The organism is Aquabacterium sp. TM01 (assembly GCF_057808345.1).
Window position 1 is genome coordinate 626,103 of record NZ_AP046529.1, and the last position, 24,905, is coordinate 651,007.

Sequence of the window (24,905 nt, forward strand, 5' to 3'; positions counted from 1 at the left end):
CCCTGCCCGCCCGTTCGCACGGTTGACCTTCTTGTCGTTGTTTGCTCATGCGCGTCTGCTCCCTCGCCTCCGTCTTGAACCAGATCGTGCTCGGTGAGCCCCTGCCGTTCAGCGTGCGCGACGCCCAACGGCTGCTGCTGACCCGCGGCGAGGTCATCGCCGATGAGACGCAGTTGCAAAGCTTGCTTCAGCTGGGTGCCGTGGTCGAGTTTGACGAGGTGGCCGACGCCTTGGCGCTGGCGCAGCGCGAGCCGCCCGCCCGGCGGTGGGTCCGCTTGCCCGCCGAGTGGCACCGCGTGACGGGCGAGGTTAAGCAGGCCCTGTGCGGCCCCCCCTCGCAGCTGGTGGGCGCGCTCGACAGCGTCACCGAACAGTTGCTGGTCCTCATCGACCTGTCGCCTGAGCTCGCGCTCTCACAGGTGGTGCGCCAGCCCGTGACCGGCTCCGGGCATTACGGGGTGAACCACTCGATCCATGCCGCCACGGCGTGTCACGCGGCCGCGCGTCAGCTCGGCTGGCCGCCGCACCAGCAACGCCAGGCCTTCCAGGTGGCCTTGACGATGAACCTGTCCATCCTCGACCTGCAGGCCCGCCTGGCCGACCAGGTCTCGCCGTTGACCGCCAAGCAGCGCGAGGTCATCCATGCGCACCCGATCCGCAGCGCCGAGATGCTGAGCGCGGTCGGTATCGCCGACACGGACTGGCTGGAGGCCGTGCGCACCCACCACGAAGTGCCCGGTGGTTCGGGCTACCCCTGCGGCATGACGGACGTGGGTGAGTTGGCCGAGCTGCTGCGTTTTGCCGATGTGTACACGGCGCAGCTCAGTCGCCGCGCGAACCGGGCGGCAATGAGCCCGCACCAGGCCGGTCGCCGGCTCCACCAGATGTCCGCCTCCAGCCCGCTGACCCTCGCGCTCATCAAGGCCTTCGGCGTCTACCCTCCGGGCAGCATGGTCCGCCTGGCCTCGGGCGAGCTGGGCGTGGTGGTCCGCAGCGGCGAGAAAGCACACCTGCCGCTGGTGGCCACGCTGACGAACGCCGCCGGCGAGTCGACGCCCAAATCGGTGCTGCGTGACAGTGCCCGCGATGAGCATGCAGTGGTGGCCCTGCTCTCGCCCCAGGCGATGCCGCTGTGGCTCTCCGACGAGCGGCTCGCCGAGTTGATTGGCAGCATGTGAGCAAGATGCAGGCGCCGCATGCCTGAACCCGAGCGTGGCTCAGGGGCGGTGGCGCCATCCTCTCCCTAGGGTTAACGTGACATGTGACCGTCTGTGCAGCTTGGCGCGATGCGGCAGTGATGGGTGGGCCCGGGGCGCTGCTAGCATGACCGACGACCAGCCCAACCCGCATCATCCGGCGGGCGATGCTGTTCATCCACCTTGAACAGCGAGAGACAGGCCATGTCCGACGAGAATGAGCTCAGCAACGACAGCGCGGTGTACCGCACCCTCCTGGAATCGACCCAGGCCATTCCCTGGAAGATCGACTGGGCGACCAAGCGGTTTACCTACATCGGCCCGCAGATCGAGGCGCTGCTGGGCTGGCGCCCGGAGAGTTGGGTGAGCGTCGAAGACTGGGCGGCGCGCATGCACCCGGACGACCGTGAGTACGTGGTGAACTTCTGCGTCGCGCAATCCCAGGCGGGGGTCGATCACGAAGCCGACTACCGTGCCCTGACCCGGGACAACGGCTACGTCTGGATCCGCGACGTGGTGCACGTGGTGCGCAGCGAGCAGGGCGAGGTCGAGGCGCTGATCGGTTTCATGTTCGACATCAGCGAGCGCAAGAAGACCGAAGAAAAGCTGCTTGCCCTGCAGAAGGAGCTGGAGGCCTTGTCCTTCAAGGACGGCCTGACCCACATCGCCAACCGGCGCCGCTTTGATGCCAGCCTCGAACTGGAGTGGGACAGTGCCCACCGCCTGGGCCTGCCGCTGTCCGTCCTGCTGTTCGACATCGACTTTTTCAAGCAGTACAACGACCTCTATGGCCACATGCGTGGCGACCGCTGCCTGGTGGACATTGCGCAGACACTCGGCCTCGCGCTCGACGGCCCGCGCGATCTGGTCGCGCGTTTCGGCGGCGAAGAGTTCATCGTCCTGTTGCCCGGTGCCGATGCGCCCGTGGCGCGCAAGGTCGCTGAGCGCTGCCAGCGCCTGATTCAGAAGCAGGCGATCCCGCACGCTCACTCGCCACATGACCAGCGCGTCACCGTCAGCGTCGGCGTGGGCACCGTCATTCCCGACGACCACATCAAACCCTCGCAATTTCTGGAGCTGGTCGATCAGCGGCTGTACCTTGCCAAGCAAACCGGCAAGAACCGTCTGGAGGCCGGGCCGGTGACCGGTTGAGCGAGCAGCCGCCCCCCTGCGTGCCCTGCGCACGCCAGGCCCCCCGCCTCCGCACAGGCGAAAAAAAACCGACTCCGAAGAGCCGGTTTTCACAGGAAGCACCTGGGGTCAGTAGCGACCACCGCCGTAGCCACCCGTGCCATAGCCGATGTCCGAGCGCTTGGTGGCGCTGTAGCCCGCCGCGCTGTAACCACCCGAGCCGCCACCCTCTTCACGGGGGCGCGCCAGGCTGACGACAATCGAGCGTCCATCGACGGACATGCCGTGCAAGGCGGTGATGGCGGCCTGGGCCACTTCGGCCGAAGCCATTTCCACGAAGCCGAAGCCCTTGGAGTTGCCGGTTTCACGGTCCATCATGACCTTGGCAGAGGACACGTTGCCAAACTCGGCAAAGTTGCTGCGCAGGCTGGCGTCGGTCACGGAGTAGGGCAGGTTGCCCACGTAGATTTTGCTGCTCATGGAAGAGCCTTTCTGAATGAGGGGGCACCGTGAGGATGCGGGTGTGCGAAGCGGAGTCCGCAGCGACTGGGAGGTGGGGAGGGGATCTGCTGTGAGCAGACCATCAGCACGCGGGCGGGTGTGGCATGCACGTTTGCAGCCAGCCCTGGGTGACAGCAAGGAGCCGGGCGGCGTCGCGCGAGGCAAAGGTCTTGTCCAAACGGAACACACGGGCATCACTGCCGTTGCCCTGTGAGCGTTGGACCGAGAAGGAGGCGCGGAAGCGGCCGCAATCGGTCGGGTGTGTCGCGGGCGAAACGACGTACTTGCCCATGGGAATGGTGGTGTTTGAAATCTTGATCAATCAGGACCGCAGGCATGAATCAACCTGCGTGAGCATCGAGTGGCTCGGTTGGCCGCAGCTCGGCAGGCCAAAAGGGCGACAAAGGTCGCTGAATGCGGTCAGCGTGGGCGGCTTGCTGCCTTTGAGAGGGTCGCCGCCGTCACTGCGCAATGACGCTTTATATCACCCGAAGAATATGTCCGTCAATCAATATTATTTCTGGTTTTGAGTGGCGCCGGGGGGTATCCTGCCCCACGCCAACGCACCCGCCCCCCAGTGGCTCACAAACTGAAGTCGTAATCAATGGTCAATGGGGCATGGTCGCTGAACCACTGATCCTTGAACACCGCCGCCTGCCGGGCCGTTTCGGCCAGGCTTGGCGTCGCCAGGTGATAGTCAATGCGCCAGCCCACGTTCTTGGCGCGGGCCTGACCTCGGTTGCTCCACCACGTGTAGCACGCGTCGGTGGTGTCGGGATGCAGGTGTCGGTACACGTCCACCAGCCGGGTGCTGCCAGCCGGATCCAGCAGACGCGTCATCCACGCCCGCTCCTCGGGCAGGAAGCCGCTGTTCTTCAGATTGCCCTTCCAGTTCTTCAGGTCGGCTTCCTGGTGCGCGATGTTCACATCCCCGATCAGGATGAACTCGCGCTCCTCGCGCAGGTGCGCCAGGTGCGGCTCGATCATGTCCAGGAAACGGAACTTGGCCTGCTGGCGCTCGTCGCTGCTGGAGCCGCTGGGAAAGTAGCAGCTGATCAGCGACAGTTTGCGCCCCGGCTTGTCAAAGCGCAGCTCCACATAGCGGCCCTCGGGGTCGAACTCGCCGCTCGGGTCGGCCTTGCCCAGGCCGATGATCACATCCGAGGGTTCGTGCTTCGTGTACATCCCCACCCCGGAATAGCCCTTCTTCTCGGCGTGATGAAAATGTCCATTCATACCGGCAAAGGCCTTCAGCGGTGCGGGCATGTCATCGACATGCACCTTCAACTCCTGCACACCCATACAATCGGCTGAAACACTTTCAGCCCAGGGCACCAGCCCTTTGCTTGCGGCCGAGCGGACGCCGTTGAGGTTGAGAGAGACCAGACGAAACACGAGACACCATTCATCATGAGCAACACCCCTGCCAACGACACACTCGCTCAGGACTTCGTGGCCTTTGCGGTGCAATCCCAGGTGCTGCGGTTTGGAGAGTTCAAGACCAAGGCCGGGCGCTTGTCGCCCTATTTCTTCAATGCCGGCTTGTTCGACGACGGCGCCAAACTGGGCCGCCTGGCTGAATTCTATGCACGTCGGCTGATCGAGTCCGGTTTGCAGTTCGACATGCTGTTCGGCCCGGCCTACAAAGGCATCACGCTGGCCGCCGCCGTGTCGATCGAATTGGCCCGTCTGGGGCACAACAAGCCCTTCGCCTACAACCGCAAAGAAGCCAAGGACCACGGCGAAGGCGGCACCCTGGTCGGTGCGCCGGTGCAGGGCCGTGTGCTCATCATCGACGACGTCATCTCGGCCGGCACCTCGGTGCGCGAGTCCATCGAACTGATTAAGGCGGCCGGCGCCACCCCCTGTGGCGTCACCATCGCGCTCGACCGCCAGGAAAAAGCCACCGCCAACGGCCAGGATGCCGCCGAGAGCGCCGTCCAGCAGGTCGAGCAGCATTACGGCCTGCCCGTGGTGGCCATCGCCACCCTGGGCGACCTCTTGCGCTATCTGGAAACCCAGTCGGCCCCGGCCTTGACGGCCTTCCACCCCGCGGTGCTCGCCTACCGGCAACAATACGGGGTCTGACACGTTCTATCATGAGGATGGTGGTGCTGCGTGCACCCCACTTTGCCGGAGTTGCCATGTTCAAGTGCCCCTCGATTGCCTCTTGTTCCTCCCGTCGCTCGATCGCTTGGTCGACGCTGGCGCTGGCTGGGCTGGTGGTCTGGGGGGGCGGCATGGGCAGCGCGTTGGCGCAGACGAAGTCCAGCACTGGGGCCATTTACACCTGCACCGACAGCAGCGGCAAGCGTCTGACCTCCGACCGCCTGATCGCCGAGTGTCTGGACCGCGAGCAGCGCGTGCTCAACCGGGACGGCTCCGTGCGCACCGTGATCCCACCGCGCATGAGCGCCGAGGAGCGGGCGGCCGCCGAAGAGCGTAAGCGCGAGCGCATCCAGGCTGAGGCCGCGCAGAAAGACGCGATCCGCCGCGACCGCAACCTGCTGATGCGCTATCCGGACGAGGCGAGCCACCACAAGGCGCGCCAGTCGGCCATGGACGATCTGCACAAGGGCATTTCCCTGTCCGACAAGCGCCTGCAGGAATTGCGCGCCGAACGCCAACCGCTCGACGCCGAGACCGAGTTCTACAAAGGCAAGCGCCTGCCCGGCAAGCTGCGCACGCAGATCGAGGCCAGCGATGCACAGCAGCAGGCCCAACGCGACATCATCCAGCAGCAGCGGACCGAGATGGTGCGCCTGAATGCCCTGTACGACGCAGAACTGGCACGTTTGCGCCAGATGTGGGCCGGGGCCGCGCCCGGTACGGTGCCGGTGGCGACCGTGCCGAGCGCCCCCACCGTCGTCAGCCGACCAGCTTCTTCTTCAGCAGCTCGTTGACCGTGGCCGGGTTGGCCTTGCCCTTGGTGGCCTTCATGGCCTGACCCACGAGGGCATTGAAGGCCTTCTCCTTGCCGGCGCGGAATTCCTCCACCGACTTGGCGTTGGCCGCCAGGATGTCGTCGAGGATCTTCTCCAGCTCGCCGGTGTCGCTCATCTGCTTGAGGCCCTTGGCGGCGATGACGGCATCCACGCGCGCCTGATCGGCGCCGCTGCCCTCACCACTCCACAGCGCCTCGAACACCTGCTTGGCGCCGTTGTTCGAGATGGTGCCGTCGGCAATGCGCGAGATCATCGCGGCCAGCAGTGTGGCGCTGATCGGCGATTGTTCGATGGTCTGCTCGGCCGCGTTCAGTCGGCGTGACACCTCACCCATCAGCCAGTTCGACACCAGCTTGGGTTGCTGGCACGCCTGTGCGGTCGTCTCGAAGAAGGCGGCAAAGGCCTTCGACTGAGTCATCATCGTCGCGTCGTATTCGGGCAGGCCGTAGCCGCTCACGAAGCGCTCGGCCATCACGCGCGGCAGCTCTGGCATGCGGCCCCGCACACGCTCGATCCACTCGGGCGAGATCACCAGCGGCGGCAGATCGGGGTCGGGGAAGTAGCGGTAGTCGTGCGCGTCTTCCTTGGTGCGCATCGCGCGCGTCTCGCCCGTGTCCGGGTTGAACAAGATGGTGGCCTGCTCGATGGCGCGGCCGTCTTCCAGCTCGTCGATCTGCCAGTTGATCTCGTAGTCGGCCGCCTGCACGATGTGCTTGAAGCTGTTGAGGTTCTTGATCTCGCGGCGCGTGCCCAGCGGCGCACCCGGGCGGCGCACCGACACGTTCACGTCGCAGCGGAACGAGCCTTCCTGCATGTTGCCGTCGCAGATGCCCAGCCACACCACCAGGGTGTGCAGCGCGCGCGCGTACTCGGCCGCTTCCTTGCTGGAGCGGATGTCCGGCTCGGTCACGATCTCCAGCAGCGGGGTGCCCGCGCGGTTCAGGTCGATGCCCGACGACTTCTCGCCATTGAAGCCCTCGAAGTCATCGTGCAGCGATTTGCCGGCATCTTCTTCCAAATGGGCGCGCACCAGGCGCACCGTGAAGGGCGTGTCATCGACGAAGAAGCTCACCGTGCCGCCTTGCACGACCGGGATCTCGTACTGGCTGATCTGGTAGCCCTTGGGCAGGTCGGGGTAGAAGTAGTTCTTGCGCGCAAAAATCGAGCGCGGGGCCACATGGGCGCCCACGGCCAGGCCGAACTCGATGGCGCGCTCGACCGCGCCTTCGTTCATCACCGGCAACGTGCCCGGCAAGGCCAGGTCCACCGGGCAGGACTGGGTGTTGGGCGCCGCGCCGAACTGGGTGGACGCGCCCGAGAAAATCTTCGACTGGGTCGACAGTTGCACGTGGGTTTCCAGGCCGATGACGACCTCGTAGCCACGGATCAGGGTGGAGCTCATGGTGTGTCTCTCGTCTCGGTGAATCAGCCCAGGGTGGCGGGCGCGCGCTGGTGCCAGTCGGTCGCCTGCTGGAAGGCGTGCGCCGTGTGCAGCAGCTGCGCTTCTTGCCAGTAGTTGCCAATCAGCTGCAGGCCCACGGGCATCTGGTGTTCGCCGAAACCGCAGGGCACGCTCATGCCGGGCAGGCCAGCCAGCGAGGCGGGCAGGGTGAAGATGTCGGCGAGGTACTCTTGCACTGGATCGGTGGAGGAGCCAATCGGGCGCGCCACCGTGGGCGAAACCGGGCCGGCGATCACATCACACACCTGGAAGGCGGCCTGGAAGTCGTCGGCGATCATGCGGCGCAGTTTTTGAGCCTGCAGATAGTAGGCGTCGTAATAGCCGTGCGACAGCACATAGGTGCCGATCATGATCCGGCGCTTGACCTCGGGGCCGAAGCCTTCGGCGCGCGTCTTGCGGTACATGTCGTTCAGATCGCCGTACTTGGCCGCACGATGGCCGAACTTGACGCCGTCAAAGCGACTCAGGTTGGACGAGGCCTCGGCCGGCGCGATGATGTAGTACACCGGGATCGACAGCTCGGTGCGCGGCAGGCTGATGTCCACCAAGGTGGCTCCCAGGCTCTCCAATTGAGCCAGTGCGGCCCGGTTGGCGGCCAGCACATCGGCGCTCACGCCTTCGCCGAAGAATTCCTTGGGCACGCCCACGCGCAGGCCTTGCAAGGGCTGCGCGGCGGTGGCGCCAGCGCGCGGCGTGGTCAGGGCGGCCACAAAGTCGGGCACGGGCTGCTGGGCGCTGGTGGCATCGCGCTCGTCAAAGCCGCTCATGGCCTGCAGCAGCATGGCGCAGTCTTCGGCAGTGCGGGCCATCGGGCCGGCCTGGTCCAGCGACGAGGCAAACGCGATCATGCCAAAGCGCGAGCAGCGGCCATACGTGGGCTTGATGCCGGTGATGCCGGTCAGGGCCGCCGGTTGACGGATCGAGCCGCCGGTGTCGGTGCCGGTGGTCGCCGCCACCAGGCGTGCCGCCACAGCCACGGCCGACGCGCCCGACGAGCCCCCCGGAATGCGGGTGGTGTCCCAGGGGTTGCGGGCCACGCTGTAGGCCGAGTTTTCGTTGGCGCCGCCCATGGCGAACTCGTCGCAGTTGAGCTTGCCCACCGAGACCACACCGGCGGCCTTGAGCTTGGCCACCACGGTGGCATCAAATGGGCTCTGGTAGCCCTGGAGCATCTTCGAGGCGGCCGTGGTCGGCTGGCCTTGCGTGACGAAGATGTCCTTGTGGGCAATGGGCAGGCCGTCCAGCGGCCCCAGGCTCTGGCCCGCGGCGCGGCGGGCGTCCGAGGCGGCGGCCGTGGCCAGCGCGCCTGCGGCGTCCACATGCAGGAAGGCCCCCAATTCGGGGTGGGCGGCCATGCGGTCCAGTGCATGCTGGGTCAGGGCGACGGAGGTGGTCTGGCCGGCGGCCAGGGCCTGGCTCTGCTGGGCCAGGGTCAGATCATGCAGCGCGCTCATTCGATCACCTTGGGCACCAGGAACAGGCCGCCATCCTGGGCGGGGGCGTTGGCCATGTTGGCCTCACGGTTGTTGGGTTCGGTGACAGCGTCTGCGCGCAGGCGCAGGGTCACGTCCTCGATGGCCGACAGCGGGGTGTAGAGCGGCTCGACGCCGGAGGTATCGACAGCACGCATTTTCTCGACGATGTCGAAAAACTCGTTGAGCTGGGTCAGCATCGCAGCCTGTTCGTCGTCGCGCAGTTCAAGGCGGGCGAGTTGGGCAATGCGGCTGACGTCTTGAGGGGTCAGGGCCATGGTTTTTCCAGGGGTAACAGACGGTTGCACTGCCCGTGAAAGGGCAGCCCATGGGGTATTATCTTAGGTTATCCACAAACCACATTTGTCCAGGGTTGGTCAAGGTGGTTTGAAGGGATGTTTGCCAGATTTTCGGACAGGCGGCCAGGTGTGTCGCGAACCTTGCACAGGTCGCCACCGGGCCGCAGGTCTCACCCATCAGCGGGTCACCGCAACCAGTCTGTGCTGCCTCGTGCGTGAGTCACCCGCATGAGGGTTGGCTGTTTGCGTGGGGCCCAATCGGAGTTCACCGCATGTACGGCATGTTTCGCAAGTATTTTTCCACCGACCTGGCCATTGACCTGGGCACCGCCAACACGCTGATCTACGTGCGTGACAAGGGCATCGTGCTCGACGAGCCGTCGGTCGTCTCCATCCGCCACGAAGGTGGCCCCAACGGCAAGAAGACCATCCAGGCCGTCGGCGCCGAGGCCAAGGCCATGCTGGGCAAGGTGCCCGGCAACATCGAGGCCATCCGCCCGATGAAGGACGGCGTGATCGCCGACTTCACCGTCACCGAGCAGATGCTCAAGCAGTTCATCAAGATGGTGCACCCGCGCTCGGTCCTCAAGCCGTCGCCCCGCATCATCATCTGCGTGCCCTGCGGCTCCACCCAGGTCGAGCGCCGTGCCATCCGTGAGTCGGCGCTGGGTGCCGGTGCCTCCGAGGTCTACCTGATCGAAGAGCCCATGGCCGCCGCCATCGGGGCCGGACTGCCGGTCTCCGAAGCCTCAGGTTCCATGGTTGTTGACATCGGTGGCGGCACCACCGAGGTGGGCGTGATCTCGCTGGGCGGCATGGTCTACAAGGGCAGCGTGCGCGTCGGCGGCGACCGTTTCGACGAGCACATCATCAGCTACATCCGCCGCAACTACGGCATGCTGATCGGTGAGCCCACCGCCGAAGCCATCAAGAAGCACATCGGCAGCGCCTTCCCCGGCTCCGAAGTCAAGGAGATGGAAGTCAAGGGTCGCAACCTCTCTGAAGGCGTGCCGCGCAGCTTCACCATCTCGTCCAACGAAATCCTCGAAGCGCTGACCGATCCGCTCAACCAGATCGTCTCGGCCGTCAAGAACGCGCTGGAGCAGACCCCTCCCGAGCTGGGCGCCGACATCGCCGAGCGCGGCATGATGCTGACCGGTGGTGGCGCGCTGTTGCGCGACCTCGACCGCCTGCTGGCCGAAGAAACCGGCCTGCCGGTGCACGTGGCCGAAGACCCGCTGACCTGCGTGGTGCGCGGCTGTGGCATGGCCCTGGAGCGCATGGACCGCCTGGGCAGCATCTTCACCTCCGAATAACCCCTTCGACCGTTGTACGGGCCTGCGGGCCCGCTTGCCTTCATGCCGCTGGCCACGCTGGATCGCACCCCGCCTGCTTTTTTCAAGCAGGGTCCTTCGGCCTTCACACGTCTGCTGTTTTTCTCGGCCCTGGCCATTCTCCTGATGGTCGCGGATGCCCGCTGGAAGATGACGCAGCCTCTGAGGGCCGCTGCCGCCACCTTGCTGCAGCCCGTGCAGCGCGTGTTGTTGGCGCCGGTGCGGGGCTGGGAGATGGCGGGGCACTATGTGTCGGGCGTGGAAGAGGCGCGGGCCTTGCAAGCCCGCACCCAGCAGCAACTGGCCGCGCAGTCTGAGCGGGTGACCCGCATGGTCCAGTTGGAGCGCGAGAACGACCGTTTGCGCGCCTTGCTGGCGCTGCGCCCCCGCATCGAAGTGGGCACGCTGGCCGCCGAGGTGCTCTACGACGCGCCCGATCCTTACACCCGCAAGGTCGTGATTGACCAGGGTCGTCGCCATGGCGTGACCTTGGGCTCTCCCGTGATCGACGAGCGCGGGGTGGTGGGCCAGGTCACGCGGGTCTATCCGGTCACCGCCGAGGTGACCCTGGTCACCGACAAGGACGCGGCCGTGCCCGTGGTCAATGTGCGCACCCAGCACCGGGGTGTGGCCTATGGCTTGCCCCAGGCCACGGGCATGGAGCTGCGCTTCATGGCCGGCAATGCCGATGTGCAACCGGGTGACGAGTTGCAGACCTCCGGTCTGGATGGCATCTATCCGGCCGGTGTCCCGGTGGCCAAGGTGGTGCGCGTGGACCGCCGGGCCGATTCGGCCTTTGCGCGCATCGTCCTGCTGCCGCTGGCCCAACCCGACAGTTCCCGCCACGTGCTGCTCTTGCAGCCCATGTCGGCACGCCTGCCACCGCGGCCCGAGGCCACTGCGGCCGATGCCGCCGCCGAGGCGGTCAGCGTCTCCAGGAGTCAGCCATGATGCCCCGCGGCAGCACCTTGCTGCTCCCGGTCAACCCGGCTTTCATCTGGTTCTCCTTGCTGGTGGCCTTCCTGCTCAACCTCCTGCCTTGGGGGCGTTGGGCCGGCATGCCTGATCTGCTGGCCGTCACCCTGGTGTTCTGGAACGTGCACCAGCCCCGTCGCGTGGGCGTGGGCGCTGCCTTCGTGTTCGGTTTGTTCATGGACGTGCATCAGGGCGCCTTGCTCGGTCAGCACGCCCTGGCCTACACCCTGCTGAGCTTTTTTGCCATCACGGTGCACCGCCGCCTGCTGTGGTTCACGGTGCCCTCGCAGGCCGCGCAGATCCTGCCCCTGTTTGTGGCTGCGCACGCCGTGTCTCTGCTGGCGCGCCTGATCGCAGGAGCGGCTTTTCCTGGCTGGTCGCTGTTCATTGCGCCGGTGCTGGAGTCGGCCTTGTGGCCGCTGGCGTCCATCGTGCTGCTGGCGCCCCAGCGCCGTGCGCCGGACCGTGACAAGAACCGTCCGCTGTGACCGGTCTGGCCCGACCTGAGCCCGCATGACCGAAATCAAGAACATCGATGCCGAGCTGAGTCAGTTCCGCGGCCGTTTGTGGGCAGCGGTGGCGTTCGTGCTGTGCTGTTTCGGCATCCTGGTGTTCCGTCTCACGGTGCTGCAGATCGATCGCCACGACGACCTGGCCAGCCGCGCCGAAAACAACCGCATCGCGGTGGTGCCGGTGGTGCCCAACCGGGGCTTGATCGTCGACCGCAACGGGGTGGTGCTGGCCAACAACTACTCGGCCTACACGCTCGAGATCACGCCGTCTCAGGTGGGCGATGTCGAGGCCACCATCGATGCGCTGTCCGAGGTCGTCGAGATCCAGGCGCGCGATCGGCGCCGCTTCAAGCGCCTGCGGGAGGAGTCCAAGCGCTTCGAGTCCATCCCGATCCGCACCCGTCTGAGCGACGAAGAGGTGGCCCGCTTCACGGCCCAGCGCTTCCGCTTCCCCGGCGTCGACATCCAGGCGCGCCTGTTTCGCCACTACCCTTATGGCGAGCTGGCCAGCCATGCGCTGGGCTACATCGGCCGCATCAACCAGCGCGAGGCCGAGGCCATGCTCGACTGGCCCGATGAGGAGCAGGCCAACTACCGCGGCACCGAGCGCATCGGCAAGCTGGGCATCGAGCAGAGCTACGAGCGCGAGCTGCATGGCATCACCGGATTTGAGGAGGTGGAGACCAGTGCGGGGGGGCGGGCGGTGCGGCTGCTGCGCTCACACGCCGCCACGCCGGGCAACACCGTGCACCTGGCCATCGACATCAAATTGCAGGGCCTGATCGAGCGCCTGTTTGGCAGCCGTCGTGGCGCCTTGGTGGCCATCGACCCGCGCAACGGCGAGGTGCTGGCCTTCGTGTCCAAGCCCACCTTTGATCCCAATTTGTTCGTCGATGGCATCGACTCCGAAAGCTGGAAGGCGCTCAACGAATCGCCGGACAAGCCGCTGCTGAACCGGGCGCTGCGGGGCACCTACCCGCCGGGCTCGACCTACAAGCCCTTCATGGCGCTGGCTGCTCTGCACACCGGCAAGCGGGCGGCCAGCACCGTGATCATGGACAACGGCGTGTTCGTGTTCGGTGGCAACCGCTTCCGCAGCCCCGCCGGCGAGCGGGGCGGCCCGATGAACATGCGCCGCGCCATCGTCGAGTCCAGCAACGTCTACTTCTACTCGCTGGCCAACGAGATGGGCGTCGACCTGATCCACCAGGAGATGTCGGCCCTGGGCTTTGGCCGGCACACCGGCATCGACCTGCAGGGCGAGGTCACGGGCATCCTGCCCTCGACGGAATGGAAGCGCAAGGCCTACCGCCGCCCTGAGCAAAAGCGCTGGTATGCCGGGGAGACCATCTCCCTGGGCATTGGCCAGGGCTACAACACCTTCACCATGCTGCAGATGGCGACGGCCCTGTCCACCGTGGTGAGCGACGGGCAGCGCTTCGAGCCGCGCCTGGTGCGTCAGATCGAGAACGTCGTGACCCGGGAGCGCCGTGTGCCCGATCGGGAGCCCCAGACCCCTCTGGCCTTCCAGCCCGGCCACACGGCCTTGATCCGTGAGGCCATGTATGGCGTGACCCAGGAGGGCACCTCCACGCGGGTGTTCGCCGGGGCCGACTACACCAGCGGCGGCAAGACCGGGACGGCGCAGGCGGTGGGCTTGCGCCAGAACGAAAAGTACGTGGCCTCGCGGGTGGAAGAGTACCGCCGCGATCATTCGCTCTACGAAGCCTTCGCGCCCGTCGACAACCCGCGTGTGGCCCTGGCCATCATCGTGGAGAACGCAGGCTTTGGGTCGGCGGCGGCCGCGCCGATCGCCCGTCGCGTGCTCGACTACCTGCTGCTGGGACTCTATCCCAGCGAGGAAGACATCGTGGCCGTGCAGCAGGCCCGGGCCGCAGCGCCCATCGGGCAGCGGCGCCCGGTGTCCGAGGTGCCTTTGCCGCCGCGCCGCAATGCCTTCGATGGCGAGGACGGGGCGGCCGCCGCCGCATCGGCATCGTCGGCATCGGCGGCGCTGCATGCGTCGCCCCCGCTGGTGCCCCCTTCGGCCCCTTCTCAACCTGAGCCACCGCAGCCCACGGCGCCCGCGCCTTCGGGTGCCGTGGGGGTGGCGCCCGCCGCGTCCAGGGAGCAACCGTGAACGTCGCCTTTGCCAAACCGTCGTGGTGGCAGCGCCTGGCGCCCATCTTCCAGGGCTTCGACCTGCCATTTCTGGCCATCATCCTGCTCATGTGCGCCCTGGGCCTGGTCAATATGTACTCGGTGGGCTTCGACCACGGCACCCGTTTCGTCGAACATGGACGCAACATGCTGCTGGGCGCCATGATCCTGTTCGTGGTGGCCCAGGTGCCCCCGCAGCGTCTGATGGCGTTGGCGGTGCCGCTCTACACCGTGGGGGTGGTGCTCCTGGTGGCCACGGCGCTGTTTGGCATCACCAAGAAGGGCGCCACGCGCTGGCTCAACATCGGCATCGTCATCCAGCCGTCTGAACTGCTCAAGATCGCCACCCCGTTGATGCTGGCCTGGTGGTTCCAGCGTCGGGAGGGGCAGTTGCGCGGGCTGGATTACGCCGCAGCGGGCGGCTTGCTGCTCCTGCCTGTGGCCCTGGTGCTCAAACAGCCCGACCTGGGCACCTCCCTGCTGGTCCTGTCCGGCGGGCTGTATGTCATCTTCTTTGCCGGTCTGAGCTGGCGCCTGATCCTGCCGGTGCTGATTGCCGGGGTGGTGGGGATCAGCTTCATCGTGGGCTATCAGGACACCTTGTGCGAAGGCGACAAGGACTGGGTGGTGCTGCACGGCTATCAGAAGCAGCGGGTGTGCACCCTGCTGAATCCGACGGCCGACCCCTTGGGCAAGGGCTTTCACATCATCCAGGGCATGATCGCCATTGGCTCGGGCGGCGTCACCGGCAAGGGTTTCATGCAGGGCACGCAGACCCATCTGGAGTTCATCCCCGAGCGCACCACCGACTTTGCCTTTGCCGGCTACGCCGAAGAGCATGGCCTGATCGGCGCCTTGGTGCTGATGGGGGGCTTTCTGGCCTTGATCTTCCGCGGGCTCTACATCGCCTCCCAGGCGCCCACGCTGTTCTCACGTCTGCTGGCGGGCAGCCTGGCGCTGAGCTTTTTCACCTACGCCTTCGTCAACCTGGGCATGGTCAGCGGCATCTTGCCGGTGGTGGGCGTGCCTTTGCCTTTCATCAGCTATGGCGGCACGGCCATGGTCACGCTGGGGCTGGCGCTGGGCCTGCTGCTGTCGATCTCGCGCAGCCGTGGTCTGATGCAACGCTGAGTCAGGGCGGACGCATCGCTGATGCATCGCAAGCAGGGGCCGGGCGCGCGGCGTTAACATCATGGCCATGAACACGACCACGTCTGCTTCGCCCATTCGCCACGACGGCATGGACCGTCTGATCATGTCCTTCGACACGGCCTTGCGCACGGTGTTTGCCGAGCATCAGGCGGCGCGCCCCTGTCCGCAGGCGGCGCAGCCCGATGGTGAGTTGAGCGCCGAAGACAAGCGCCTGTCGGCCGCGCTGATGCGGGTGAACCATGTGGGGGAGGTGTGCGCGCAGGCGCTGTATGCCTCGCAGGCCTGGGGCACCAACGATCCGGTGCTCAAAGCCCAGTTCGACGAAGCTGCCCGCGAAGAGACCGATCACCTGGCTTGGACCGAGCAGCGTCTGAAGCAGTTGGGCAGCCGCACCAGCTTGCTCAACCCGCTGTGGTACGCCGGCGCGTTTGGCATCGGCCTGCTGGCCGCCAAGGCCGGCGACAAGATCAGCCTGGGCTTCGTGGTCGAAACCGAGCGCCAGGTGGAGCACCACCTCAACAGCCACATGGACCGTCTGCCCGCAGGCGACCAGTCCTCGCGCGCCATCGTGGCGCAGATGCGCGACGACGAGGTGCAGCATGCCGATGCGGCCGAGCGCGCCGGCGGTGTGCCACTGCCCAAGCCCGTGCAAGGCTTGATGCGTCTGGCCGCCAAGGTCATGACGACGGTCTCGCATCGGATCTGACCTCGGGCGGGGCGCAGCCTGTTCAGGCGGCGACGATCTCGAAGCTGGTCGTGATTTCGGCGGTCTTGCCGATCATGATCGAGGCCGAACAGTACTTCTCGTGCGACATCTGGATGGCGCGGGCCACGGCGGTCTCCGTCAGATTCACGCCGGTCACCACAAAGTGCATGTTGATCTTGGTGAACACCTTGGGGTCGGTGTCGGCGCGGTCGGCGGTGAGCTTGAGCTGGCAGCCGCGCACATCGTGGCGGCCGCGCTTGAGGATCAGCACCACGTCATAGGCTGTGCAGCCCCCCGTGCCGGCCAGCACGGTTTCCATCGGGCGCGGGGCCAAATTGCGGCCACCGCCCTCGGGGGCGCCGTCCATGTTGAGGATGTGGCCGCTGCCGGTTTCCGCCATGAAAGCCATGCCGGAGGCGGGTTGCCAGTTGATCGTGCATTCCATTGAAATCAGTCCTTTGAGGTGTGCCCGAGGGGCGCCGCTGTATACAGTTGCGCCACTATTTCACACTTGATACACTTCGTCACAGCAGTGTGGAACTTTTCGAAACGAAAAGCCTCACACCACTGCTTGTTTCTTTTGTCTCTCCACTTTACCGTTCAAACGGATTCCGAACCCGAGATTGCGATCTCGGGTTTTTTTTTGCCTGCACACGCCATGTTGCGTCATGGCTGGACAGGGCCTTGGTCTGAGGGGGCGCAAGGGATTGCACGCAGAAGCCGCGCCAGGGGGCGCCCTTATAAGGGGCGCACGGGCAGAAATATGACCCGTTTAACGAATGAAACCATTACAGGGAGAATGAGATGCACTTTTTGCGTACGTTGACCGCCTGCGCGGGTCTGTGGTCGATGGCCGTGGTCCATGCCGCCACGACGGCACCCACGGTCGATCTGGGAACGTTGGCCACCTTTGCCACCTACACTGACACGGACGCTCGCAGCTTCAACCAGTTGTACGACCGGCAGTTCAACTTCACGCTGGCCAGCGACGCCACCGTCCGCATCGACACGCGCCAGATCGGCAACAGCCACTGGCTGGGCAGCTACTACGCCGCTGGTCTGACCGATGTGAGCCTGAGCCTGCTGGATGCCAACAGCCAGGTGATCGGCACGGCGAACCTGGATGCCACCTTCGATGCCACTTCCGCGTCGTGCCTGTCGGGGGGGAAGTGCCGCGTCGAGTTCGCGCGCGGCTACACCTTGACCGCGGCGCTCACTGCGGGTACCTACACGATGGAACTGACGGGTCGTGCCCTGGGCAGCGGCCCGGGCTCGGTGCTCAACCTTGGGGCGCTGGTGGTGGGGGCTGGAGACCAGGCCGCCTACCTGAGCGCGCTCACGCCGGCCACCAATCTGCCGGAACCCGGCTCCTGGGCGATGATGGGCCTGGGCCTGCTGGGGGTGGCGGCCGTGGCTAGGACCAAGCGCCTGACCTGAATCAGACGGGCTTGCTGAGCGTCTGCGCAGAGGCCTTGGCCTTGGCCGCCATTTCCTCGCGCAGGCGCTTGAGCTTTTCGCGCGGGTCTTCCTTCGGGCCGCCACCTTCGTCGAGTTTCATCTCGGCGATGAAGCGGCTGGGCGTGGCCTGCACGTACTCGCGTCCCTTTTTGCGGCGTTTCAGCACGCTCACGCCCAAGGTCAGGCGCGCGCGGGTGATGCCCACGTACATCAGGCGGCGCTCCTCCTCCACCTGCTGCGGTGTGATGTCGCCTTCCTCGCGCGAGAAGGGCAGGGAGCCTTCGTTGACCCCGGCCAGCACCACGTGCGGCCACTCCAAGCCCTTCGAGGCGTGCAGGGTCGAGAGCGTCACCACGTTCTGGTCGGCGTTGCGCTCGGCCAGGCTGGTGATCAGCGAGATCAGCTGGGCGATCTCCAGCACGCTTTTCTTTTCGGCCTCGACCGACATCCCGCCGTCGTTCTCGATCTGCCCGCCGCAGCGCTTGGCCACCCATTCGATGAAGTCGAGCACATTGGTCCAGCGCGCGGCGGCCACCTTCTCGTTTTCTTCGTTGTCGTAAAGGTGCTGTTCGTAGCCGATGTCCTTGAGCCACTCCAGCAGCAGCACCTTGGCCTCTTCACTGCCGTAGGCATGGCGGGCGCGGTACTCCAGGTCGTTCACATAACGGCCAAACTCGTGCAGGCCGTCGAGCGCGCGCTTGTTGAGCGCCGCGTGCAGCGAGTCCGAGAACAGGGCCTCGAACAGGCTGACCTTCCACTTGCCGGCGAACTCGCCCAAGGCGCCCAGCGTCTGGTGACCGATGCCGCGCTTGGGCGTGGTCACCGCGCGCAGGAATGCCGGATCGTCGTCGTTGTTGAGCAGCAGGCGCAGCCAGGCACACAGGTCCTTGATCTCGGACTTGTCGAAAAAGCTCTGGCCGCCCGAGACCTTGTAGGGGATGTTGGCCTTGCGCAGCGCCTGCTCGAAGGGGCGAGACTGGTGGTTGGCGCGGTACAGGATGGCGAAGTTGGACCAGTCCGTCTTGCTGGGGTCGCCCGGATGCCGCTCCAGCAGGCCGCTGCGCAACAGCTGGAAGTGCGCCACCGTGCGCTCGGCCTCGTGCTCCTCGTTGTCGCACATCATCAGTTTGACGGGCTCGCCCTCGCCCAGGTCCGACCACAGCGTCTTTTGAAACAGCTTGGGGTTGGTGGCGATGACGTGGTTGGCCGCGCGCAAGATGGCCGAGGTGGAGCGGTAGTTCTGCTCCAGAGGGATGACCTTGAGGTTGGGGTAGTCCTGCGGCAGGCGCTTGAGGTTGTCCAGCGTCGCGCCACGCCAGCCGTAGATGGACTGGTCGTCGTCGCCCACGGCGGTGAAGATGCCTTCAGGGCCCAGCAGCAGCTTGAGCAGTTCGTACTGGGTGGCGTTGGTGTCCTGGTACTCGTCGATCAGCACATGGCGCAGCTGGCGCTGCCACTTGGTGCGCACCTGCTCGTGTTCGGCCAGCAACTTCATGGGCAGGCCGATCAGGTCGTCGAAGTCCACCGCTTGGTAGGCCAGCAGGCGCTCTTCGTACAGTTTCATCACCCGCGCGGCGATCTGTTCCTCGTCGTCCTGGGCCTGGGCCAGCGCCTGGGCACTGTTGAGGCCCATGTTCTTCCACAGGCTGATCGTCCATTGCCAGCTGCGCGCCAGCTTGGCGTCGGTGGTGTCCCCGGCGTCGCGCAGGATGCTGGTCACATCGTCGCTGTCCATGATCGAGAACGCGGGCTTGAGGCCCAGGGCCTCCCCGTCTTCGCGCAGCAGCTTGACGCCCAGCGAGTGGAAGGTGCACACCAGCAGCTTGCCCGCCGCCCGTGGCCCGATCAGCCCCTTGACCCGCTCGCGCATCTCCGCCGCGGCCTTGTTGGTGAAGGTGATGGCGCCGATTTCGGCGGGCCTCAGGTCCGCCCCCGGGCCCGGTTGCAGCAGGCGCGCGATCTTGTGCGTGATCACGCGCGTCTTGCCCGAGCCCGCGCCCGCCAGCACCAGGCAGGGGCTGTCCAGGTGCTGAACGGCGGCCATCTGGGCCGGGTTCATGGTGGGGGCGGCGGAATCGGCTTGGGAGGACATCAGGGTGGGCGAGGCAGTCGAACGGGCGGGCAGGGGTGCAAGGATAGTGCACGGCACGCGCCGAGGTTTGTCGCGGGATGTTCCATGTGGCAACGATGGGGTGCCCCCCGATCAAGGGTTTCAAGGGTGAACCCGTGACACAACTCTGTTGCGCTTGCTTACCATCGCCTGACGTAATGATCCTGTGGCGTCACCGGCTGTTCTGGTGATGCGGCTTATTCTGAAGGAGTGCACATGAACCAACTTTGCCGTCAGACCCTGGTGGCTGCCGCGTTGGCCGTGCTGGGTTCGGTGTCCTCATCGGCCTGGGCCGATAGCTACACCATCGATTTCAAGACCTTCTTCAACACCGCAACGCCGGACAACGCCTTCGACACCAAGACGCTGAACTACAGCGTGGCCAAGCTGACCATCAGCGACTTGGCGGGGGGCAATGGCGTGCAGCTGACGCTGCAGCAGAACAATCACACCTTTGCGGCCCTGTCGGGGGCCGGCAATTTCGTGGACGCCCTGTGGATCAAGGGGCCCGGCGGCACCTTGGCCAGCCAGTCGGGTGCGGCGCTGGTGGCTGGTGCCGGCTATAACGCGACACCTGCGACCAAAGACCTCGGCTACGCCTACACCTGGAACATCGATTTCAATGGCGCGAGCTTTGCCGAAGGCCAGTCGGCGGTGTTGACCCTCACGGGCGCGGGCCTGAGCGCCGCCACCTTGACCACCATTGCGCAGCAAACGCCCATCATGCTCAGCCTGGGCAATGTCGGGGGTACGTATGGCCTGGCCTCCATGGGCAACACCGTGCACTTCGTGGGGACGCCCCCCGTGCTGGTCACGGCCGTGCCCGAGCCCGCCACCTACGCCCTGATGGGCCTGGGCCTGGTCGGGCTGAGCTGGGCGCGTCGCCGTCACGTGGCCTGAGTGAAGGGCCGTCCGGTGCACGCCCTTGCCGCACCGCTGTGAAAAAACCCGCCTCGGCGGGTTTTTTTGTGGCCGCATGGGCCGGGCATGGGCATGGGCATGCGCCCGGCTGGTGCCGGGCTCCGCGCCATCAGGCCGCCGTTCGGGTCAGCCGAGCTGGTCGACGAAGGCCTGCAGCAGGTCGGTGAACGCCCAGGGTTGTTCCACGGCGCTCAGGTGGGCACAACCGGGCAGGGTCACGCATTCCGCATGGGGCATTGCCGCGGCCATGGCCTGCATGCCGGCGGGCGGGGTGCTGCTGTCTTCGCCACCGGCCAACAACAGGGTCGGTACGCGGATCTGGCCCAGGTGGGCCGTCAGGTCCGCCTCGCCCAAGGCGGCGGCGCAGGCGGTGTAGCCCTCCGGGTCGGTGGCGAGCAGCAGGCGCTGGTGGCGTTGCACGGCCGCGGTCTGGCTGGCGCGGAAAGCTTCGCTGAAAAAGCGCGCCATCGTGCCTTCGGCCACGGCCTCCAGACCCTCTTGCGCCACCGTCCGGATGCGCTGCTGCAAGGCCGCACGGCCGGCCGCGTCGTAGCCGCTGGTGGTGTTGGCCAGCACCAGGGCTTTCACCTTGCCGGGGTGGCGCAGGGCCAGGGCCTGGCCGATCAGGCCGCCCATCGACAGGCCCACCCAGATCACCGGCTCGCCACCGGCCACCTCGTCGATCAGGCGGGCGGCGTCATCGGCGAGGTCGTCCAGGCTCAAGGCGCCGGTGGGCAGGGCCGAGCGGCCATGTCCGCGCGTGTCCGGGCAGATCACGCGGCAGGTGGCCGCCAGCTCGTTGGCCACCAGGTCCCACATGGCGCTGTCTTGGCCGAGGGCGTGGCTGAGGATCACGGTGTGGCGCGGCGTGTCGCTGCGGGCGTCGCGCACGGTGGCGTGCAGCTTGGGGCGGCTGCGCGTGAACACCGAGCGGCCCACGCCGGGGTGCCAGGACTGGTCGGCCGGGTGCGGCGGGGGCTCAATGCCGAGCTCGCGCATGATGCCCAGAGCCTTCGAAAAGCCCGTGTTGGCGGCCGGCACGCCCGCGTAGATGGCGATCTGGAACAGGGCTTCGCGCACCTCGGCCGGGCTCAGGGGGTGGGCGTTGCCCGGCGTCAGCGAGCCGCGCATGTGGATCTCGAACTCGTCCCAGCGGCCCAGGGCGCAGGTCACGGCCATCACCAGCACACGGCGGGTCTTCCAGTCCAGACCGGGCCGACCCCAGACGCCATGCCAGGCGTAATCGGTGATGAAGTGCTGGAAGCCAGCGTTGAAGGCATTGGCCTTGGCCACGGACTTGTCCACCCAGGCATCGCCCAGGGCCGCGCGGCGGTTGCGCATGCCGCGCTCGAAAGGATGGTCGAAAGGGTGGTCGACGAGGCGGTCCGTTGGCTCTGACATGGCGTGTTTTCCCGAAAGATCGATGACGGCGACATTGTGCCGCGTGGCACTGGGTCGCTGACGGGACGCAGGGCATGTGACGCCCAGATCGGTTATCGTGCGAACCATGCAACGTTCCACCGCTCACATCCTGACCTGGGGGTTGCCACTGTGCGTGGCCGCCCTGCTGGCCGGGTGCGCCAGTGGCCCCGGGCCCCGCACGGCCACCCCGTCCCAGCGCGACGGGGCGCCCACCCAGGCCCCTTCCGACCTGGCGGCGCTGCCCGATCCGGTGCCGCGCATCGAGCCCATCCGCAAGGGCGGGCCAAACAAGCCTTACGAGGTCTTGGGGCAGTCGTACGAGCCGATCGCCGAGGACGTGCCGTGGCGCGAGCAGGGCGTGGCCTCCTGGTATGGCACCAAGTTCCACGGGCGGCGCACGGCCAGTGGCGAGCTGTTCAGCATGTATGGCCTGACCGCGGCCCACCGCACTCTGCCCATCCCGAGTTACGCGCGGGTGCGCCATGTGAAAACCGGCAAGTCGGTGATCGTGCGCATCAATGACCGCGGGCCCTTTCACTCCTCGCGGGTGATCGACCTGAGCTATGCCGCGGCGGTCAAGCTGGGCATGGCCTCAGCCGGCAATGCGCAGGTTGAGGTGACGCGCCTGACCTTCGATGACATCCGCCGTGGCGTGTGGGACACCGATGCCACGCCGGGCCGTGAGGGCGCGCCTGAAGTGGCGGCGGTGGTGGCCCCGGCGGACATCGTGTCGGAGCGGGTGAGTCCTCCCGCCCCGTCCACCACGTCACTGCCCTCTCGCGCTTACACGTCAACCCAACGCGGGTTTTATGTGCAGCTGGCCGCCATGCGCCAGCGCGAGGGCGTCGATCGCCTGCAGCAGCGCGTGTCCAACGAGCTGGCGGGGCTGATGCCGATGTTGGCCGTGTTCCACGAGGCCTCTCTGTACAAGCTGAAGGTGGGGCCGTATGCCACCCGCCAGGACGCGGTGCTGGCTGCCGATCAGGCGCGGGACGCGCTTCAAGTCACGCCCATGGTGGTGGAGCGCCGCTGAGCCCGCATGCCGTATCTGGGTTTGTTGTTCAACGCCCTCGTCTGGGGGCTGTCGTGGTGGCCGCTGCGCCATCTGCAGGCCCAGGGTCTGCACCCCTTGTGGGCCACGCTGCTGTTTTTCCTGCTCGGTGGGGTGCTGATCGGCGTGACGCGGCCGCAGGCGTGGGCGACAGTGTGGCGCACGCCTGCCTTGTGGGTGCTGGCGCTGGCCTCCGGCGCGACCAATGCCGCCTTCAACTGGGGCGTGAGCACCGGTGAAGTGGTGCGCGTGGTGCTGCTGTTCTATCTCATGCCCTTGTGGGCGGTGGGTCTGGCCTGGTGGCTGCTGGGTGAGCGCATCACCCGCATGGCCCTGGTGCGGGTCAGCCTGGCCCTGTGCGGTGCTTTGCTGGTGCTGCGGCCTGCGGAGGGCGGCTGGCCCGCCTTCCATGGTCTGGCCGACTGGCTGGGTCTGCTGGGCGGCATGGGCTTTGCCATCACCAACGTGATGCTGCGGCGTCAGGCCGCGCAGCCGGCGTCGGCACGTGCCTTGGCGATGTTCCTCGGTGGCATCACCTTGCCGGCGGCGCTCGGGGCCGTGCTGGCATCGCAAGCTCTGATCCCGCACTGGCCGCCGTTGCAGGCGGCCTGGCTGGTGCCGGCGTTGGCGCTCGGGGCGCTGTTTTTTGCCGGCAACATGGCCTTGCAGTACGGGGCGTCCCGCTTGCCGGTGCACATCACCTCGGTGGTCATGCTCACCGAGGTCGTGGTTGCGGCCAGCTCGGCGGTTTGGCTGGGCGGCGAGGTGTTGCGCCCGACCATCCTGGCCGGTGGCGCCTTGATCATGGCGGCGGCCCTGATGGCCTCCCGTGATCAGGCCTGAGGCGCGTGCAGGTCAGCCGCGCAGCTGACGGCTGTGCGCGTGCACCGTGTCCACCAGCACCTTCACGTTGTCGGGCGGCGTGAACTGGCTGATACCGTGGCCCAGGTTGAAGATGTGGCCGGACGTGGCCGAAGGCTTGCCAAAGCTGTCCAGCGTCTTGATGACCTCGGCTTGCACCTGCTCGGGCTGGGCGAACAGCACGTTCGGGTCCAGGTTGCCTTGCAGGGCCACGCGGTCGCCGACGCGGGCACGGGCCTTGCCCAGGTTCATCGTCCAGTCCAGGCCGACCACGTCACAGCCGCTGTCGGCGATCTCGTCCAGCCAGATGCCGCCGCCCTTGGTGAAGACGATGTGCGGGATGCGGTAGCCGTTGTGCTCCTTCTTCAGCTGCGACAGCACGCGCTTCGTGTAGGCCAGGCTGAATTCCTGGAAGGCGCCATCGGCCAGCACGCCGCCCCACGAATCAAAAATCATCGCGGCCTGTGCGCCTGCTTCGATCTGGGTGTTCAGGTACAGCGCCACGGCATCGGCGTTCACGCTCAGGATGCGGTGCATCAGGTCGGGGCGCTGGTACATCAGCGTCTTGACTGCGCGGTAGTCGTCCGAGCCGCCACCTTCGACCATGTAGCAGGCCAGTGTCCAGGGGCTGCCTGAAAAACCGATCAGCGGCACCTTGCCCACGCCGTTCTCATCGGCCAGGGCCTTGCGGATGGTGCCGACCGCATCGAACACATAGCGCAGCTTGTCCATGTCGGGCACGGCCAGCTCGGCCACGGCGGCCTCGTCGCGCACGACCTTGGCGAACTTCGGGCCTTCTCCGGCGGCAAAGCTCAGGCCCAGACCCATGGCGTCGGGCACGGTCAGGATGTCGCTGAACAGGATCGCGGCGTCGAGCTCATAGCGGCGCAGCGGCTGCAGCGTCACCTCGCAGGCCAGCTCCGGGTTCGTGGCCAGTCCCATGAAGCTGCCGGCTACATCGCGCGTGGCGCGGTACTCGGGCAGGTAGCGGCCGGCCTGGCGCATCAGCCACACGGGCGTGCAGTCGGTGGGCAGGCGCAGGCAGGCCCGCAGGAAGCGGTCGTTGGCCAGGGGCGGGAGCGAAATCGCAGGGGTGTGGGCAGCAGTCATCCCCAGATTGTAGGCAGTCCCCACGCCAGCGATCTCCGGGCGATGTCCAGGCCTGCGGGCTGCTCAAGCTGCCTGCTCATTCAGGGGGGCTCTCCGCACAAGCCATGAGCCGCACGTCCGCCGGCTT

General features: G+C 66.5%; 25 protein-coding genes. 15 read left to right on the forward strand and 10 right to left on the reverse strand.

What is annotated here, in order from left to right; genetic code table 11:
* The first annotated feature begins 47 nt into the window (after positions 1-47).
* Together AC3WW4_RS02915 and AC3WW4_RS02920 are read left to right on the forward strand one after the other, a co-directional pair.
* Positions 48-1,178, forward strand: coding sequence for an HD-GYP domain-containing protein (locus AC3WW4_RS02915; RefSeq protein ID WP_488826892.1), 1,131 nt, complete (start codon positions 48-50; stop codon positions 1,176-1,178).
* A 222-nt stretch (positions 1,179-1,400) separates the two neighbouring features.
* Entirely contained in the window at positions 1,401-2,348 is a 948-nt protein-coding gene (locus tag AC3WW4_RS02920) for a sensor domain-containing diguanylate cyclase (protein ID WP_488826893.1), read from the forward strand.
* A 108-nt stretch (positions 2,349-2,456) separates the two neighbouring features.
* Here AC3WW4_RS02920 and rbp read toward each other — a convergent pair whose 3' ends face one another.
* Both rbp and AC3WW4_RS02930 read right to left on the reverse strand, forming a co-directional pair.
* A complete protein-coding gene (rbp, locus tag AC3WW4_RS02925) occupies positions 2,457-2,807 on the reverse strand; it encodes an RNA-binding regulator (RefSeq protein ID WP_488826894.1) in 351 nt (116 codons plus the stop codon).
* 103 nt (positions 2,808-2,910) lie between these two features.
* On the reverse strand, positions 2,911-3,120 hold the full coding sequence (locus AC3WW4_RS02930) for a hypothetical protein (RefSeq protein ID WP_488826895.1): 210 nt from the start codon (positions 3,118-3,120) through the stop codon (positions 2,911-2,913).
* Here AC3WW4_RS02930 and AC3WW4_RS02935 point away from each other — a divergent pair.
* Positions 3,119-3,358, forward strand: a complete 240-nt coding sequence (locus AC3WW4_RS02935) for a hypothetical protein (RefSeq protein ID WP_488826896.1) — start codon at positions 3,119-3,121, stop codon at positions 3,356-3,358. The genes AC3WW4_RS02930 and AC3WW4_RS02935 overlap by 2 nt on opposite strands.
* 52 nt (positions 3,359-3,410) lie before the next feature.
* Here the strand turns inward: AC3WW4_RS02935 and AC3WW4_RS02940 are convergent, their stop codons facing one another.
* Positions 3,411-4,223 carry an exodeoxyribonuclease III gene (locus AC3WW4_RS02940; protein ID WP_488826897.1) on the reverse strand — a complete coding sequence of 271 codons (813 nt, stop codon included), beginning with the start codon at positions 4,221-4,223 and terminating at the stop codon, positions 3,411-3,413.
* Positions 4,224-4,238: 15 nt separating this feature from the next.
* On the opposite strand from AC3WW4_RS02940, the gene pyrE reads away from it, so the two are divergent.
* Positions 4,239-4,916: an orotate phosphoribosyltransferase gene (pyrE, locus tag AC3WW4_RS02945; RefSeq protein ID WP_488826898.1), complete on the forward strand. Its 678-nt coding sequence runs from the start codon at positions 4,239-4,241 to the stop codon at positions 4,914-4,916.
* A gap of 56 nt (positions 4,917-4,972) precedes the next feature.
* Entirely contained in the window at positions 4,973-5,731 is a 759-nt protein-coding gene (locus AC3WW4_RS02950; protein ID WP_488826899.1) for a hypothetical protein, read from the forward strand.
* Here AC3WW4_RS02950 and gatB read toward each other — a convergent pair.
* Genes gatB through gatC form a run of 3 tightly spaced genes read right to left on the reverse strand, consistent with a single transcriptional unit; the run spans position 5,697 to position 8,985 of the window.
* On the reverse strand, positions 5,697-7,175 hold the full coding sequence (gatB, locus tag AC3WW4_RS02955) for an Asp-tRNA(Asn)/Glu-tRNA(Gln) amidotransferase subunit GatB (protein ID WP_488826900.1): 1,479 nt from the start codon (positions 7,173-7,175) through the stop codon (positions 5,697-5,699). The genes AC3WW4_RS02950 and gatB overlap by 35 nt on opposite strands.
* Positions 7,176-7,198: 23 nt before the next feature.
* On the reverse strand, positions 7,199-8,689 hold the full coding sequence (gene gatA, locus AC3WW4_RS02960) for an Asp-tRNA(Asn)/Glu-tRNA(Gln) amidotransferase subunit GatA (RefSeq protein ID WP_488826901.1): 1,491 nt from the start codon (positions 8,687-8,689) through the stop codon (positions 7,199-7,201).
* On the reverse strand, positions 8,686-8,985 hold the full coding sequence (gene gatC, locus AC3WW4_RS02965; protein ID WP_306565663.1) for an Asp-tRNA(Asn)/Glu-tRNA(Gln) amidotransferase subunit GatC: 300 nt from the start codon (positions 8,983-8,985) through the stop codon (positions 8,686-8,688). The genes gatA and gatC overlap by 4 nt, the downstream gene beginning before the upstream one ends.
* Positions 8,986-9,278: 293 nt before the next feature.
* Between gatC and AC3WW4_RS02970 the strand changes: the two genes are divergently transcribed.
* The 6 genes from AC3WW4_RS02970 (at position 9,279) to coq7 (ending at position 15,845) form a co-directional block, all read left to right on the forward strand.
* Positions 9,279-10,322: a rod shape-determining protein gene (locus tag AC3WW4_RS02970; protein ID WP_488826902.1), complete on the forward strand. Its 1,044-nt coding sequence runs from the start codon at positions 9,279-9,281 to the stop codon at positions 10,320-10,322.
* Positions 10,323-10,364: 42 nt separating this feature from the next.
* Positions 10,365-11,291: a rod shape-determining protein MreC gene (gene mreC / locus AC3WW4_RS02975; protein ID WP_488826903.1), complete on the forward strand. Its 927-nt coding sequence runs from the start codon at positions 10,365-10,367 to the stop codon at positions 11,289-11,291.
* Positions 11,288-11,803, forward strand: coding sequence for a rod shape-determining protein MreD (gene mreD / locus AC3WW4_RS02980; RefSeq protein ID WP_488826904.1), 516 nt, complete (start codon positions 11,288-11,290; stop codon positions 11,801-11,803). The genes mreC and mreD overlap by 4 nt, the downstream gene beginning before the upstream one ends.
* Before the next feature lie 25 nt (positions 11,804-11,828).
* Positions 11,829-13,967 carry a penicillin-binding protein 2 gene (mrdA, locus tag AC3WW4_RS02985; protein ID WP_488826905.1) on the forward strand — a complete coding sequence of 713 codons (2,139 nt, stop codon included), beginning with the start codon at positions 11,829-11,831 and terminating at the stop codon, positions 13,965-13,967.
* The gene (gene rodA, locus AC3WW4_RS02990; RefSeq protein ID WP_488826906.1) at positions 13,964-15,118 is read left to right on the forward strand and encodes a rod shape-determining protein RodA; all 1,155 of its coding nucleotides are present in this window, start codon (positions 13,964-13,966) and stop codon (positions 15,116-15,118) included. Before mrdA ends, rodA begins: the two co-directional genes overlap by 4 nt.
* A 67-nt stretch (positions 15,119-15,185) precedes the next feature.
* Positions 15,186-15,845 carry a 2-polyprenyl-3-methyl-6-methoxy-1,4-benzoquinone monooxygenase gene (gene coq7, locus AC3WW4_RS02995; RefSeq protein WP_488826907.1) on the forward strand — a complete coding sequence of 220 codons (660 nt, stop codon included), beginning with the start codon at positions 15,186-15,188 and terminating at the stop codon, positions 15,843-15,845.
* A 22-nt stretch (positions 15,846-15,867) separates the two neighbouring features.
* Here the strand turns inward: coq7 and AC3WW4_RS03000 are convergent, their stop codons facing one another.
* Positions 15,868-16,290, reverse strand: coding sequence for an OsmC family protein (locus AC3WW4_RS03000; protein WP_488826908.1), 423 nt, complete (start codon positions 16,288-16,290; stop codon positions 15,868-15,870).
* Between the two features lie 359 nt (positions 16,291-16,649).
* Between AC3WW4_RS03000 and AC3WW4_RS03005 the strand changes: the two genes are divergently transcribed.
* The gene (locus AC3WW4_RS03005) at positions 16,650-17,282 is read left to right on the forward strand and encodes a PEP-CTERM sorting domain-containing protein (protein ID WP_488826909.1); all 633 of its coding nucleotides are present in this window, start codon (positions 16,650-16,652) and stop codon (positions 17,280-17,282) included.
* Position 17,283: 1 nt separating this feature from the next.
* Here the strand turns inward: AC3WW4_RS03005 and AC3WW4_RS03010 are convergent, their stop codons facing one another.
* Positions 17,284-19,395, reverse strand: coding sequence for a UvrD-helicase domain-containing protein (locus tag AC3WW4_RS03010; RefSeq protein WP_488826910.1), 2,112 nt, complete (start codon positions 19,393-19,395; stop codon positions 17,284-17,286).
* 234 nt (positions 19,396-19,629) lie between these two features.
* On the opposite strand from AC3WW4_RS03010, the gene AC3WW4_RS03015 reads away from it, so the two are divergent.
* Positions 19,630-20,313: a PEP-CTERM sorting domain-containing protein gene (locus AC3WW4_RS03015; RefSeq protein WP_488826911.1), complete on the forward strand. Its 684-nt coding sequence runs from the start codon at positions 19,630-19,632 to the stop codon at positions 20,311-20,313.
* 147 nt (positions 20,314-20,460) lie between these two features.
* On the opposite strand, the gene pcaCD is transcribed toward AC3WW4_RS03015, so the two are convergent.
* A complete protein-coding gene (pcaCD, locus tag AC3WW4_RS03020) occupies positions 20,461-21,735 on the reverse strand; it encodes a bifunctional 4-carboxymuconolactone decarboxylase/3-oxoadipate enol-lactonase PcaCD (RefSeq protein WP_488826912.1) in 1,275 nt (424 codons plus the stop codon).
* 106 nt (positions 21,736-21,841) lie between these two features.
* Here pcaCD and AC3WW4_RS03025 point away from each other — a divergent pair, with 106 nt between their 5' ends.
* Positions 21,842-22,789, forward strand: a complete 948-nt coding sequence (locus AC3WW4_RS03025; RefSeq protein WP_488826913.1) for a septal ring lytic transglycosylase RlpA family protein — start codon at positions 21,842-21,844, stop codon at positions 22,787-22,789.
* A gap of 6 nt (positions 22,790-22,795) precedes the next feature.
* Positions 22,796-23,650 (forward strand): DMT family transporter, encoded by an 855-nt coding sequence (locus tag AC3WW4_RS03030; protein WP_488826914.1) that lies wholly within the window; start codon positions 22,796-22,798, stop codon positions 23,648-23,650.
* Positions 23,651-23,662: 12 nt separating this feature from the next.
* Here the strand turns inward: AC3WW4_RS03030 and hemE are convergent, their stop codons facing one another.
* On the reverse strand, positions 23,663-24,778 hold the full coding sequence (hemE, locus tag AC3WW4_RS03035; protein ID WP_488826915.1) for a uroporphyrinogen decarboxylase: 1,116 nt from the start codon (positions 24,776-24,778) through the stop codon (positions 23,663-23,665).
* Between the last annotated feature and the right edge of the window lie 127 nt (positions 24,779-24,905).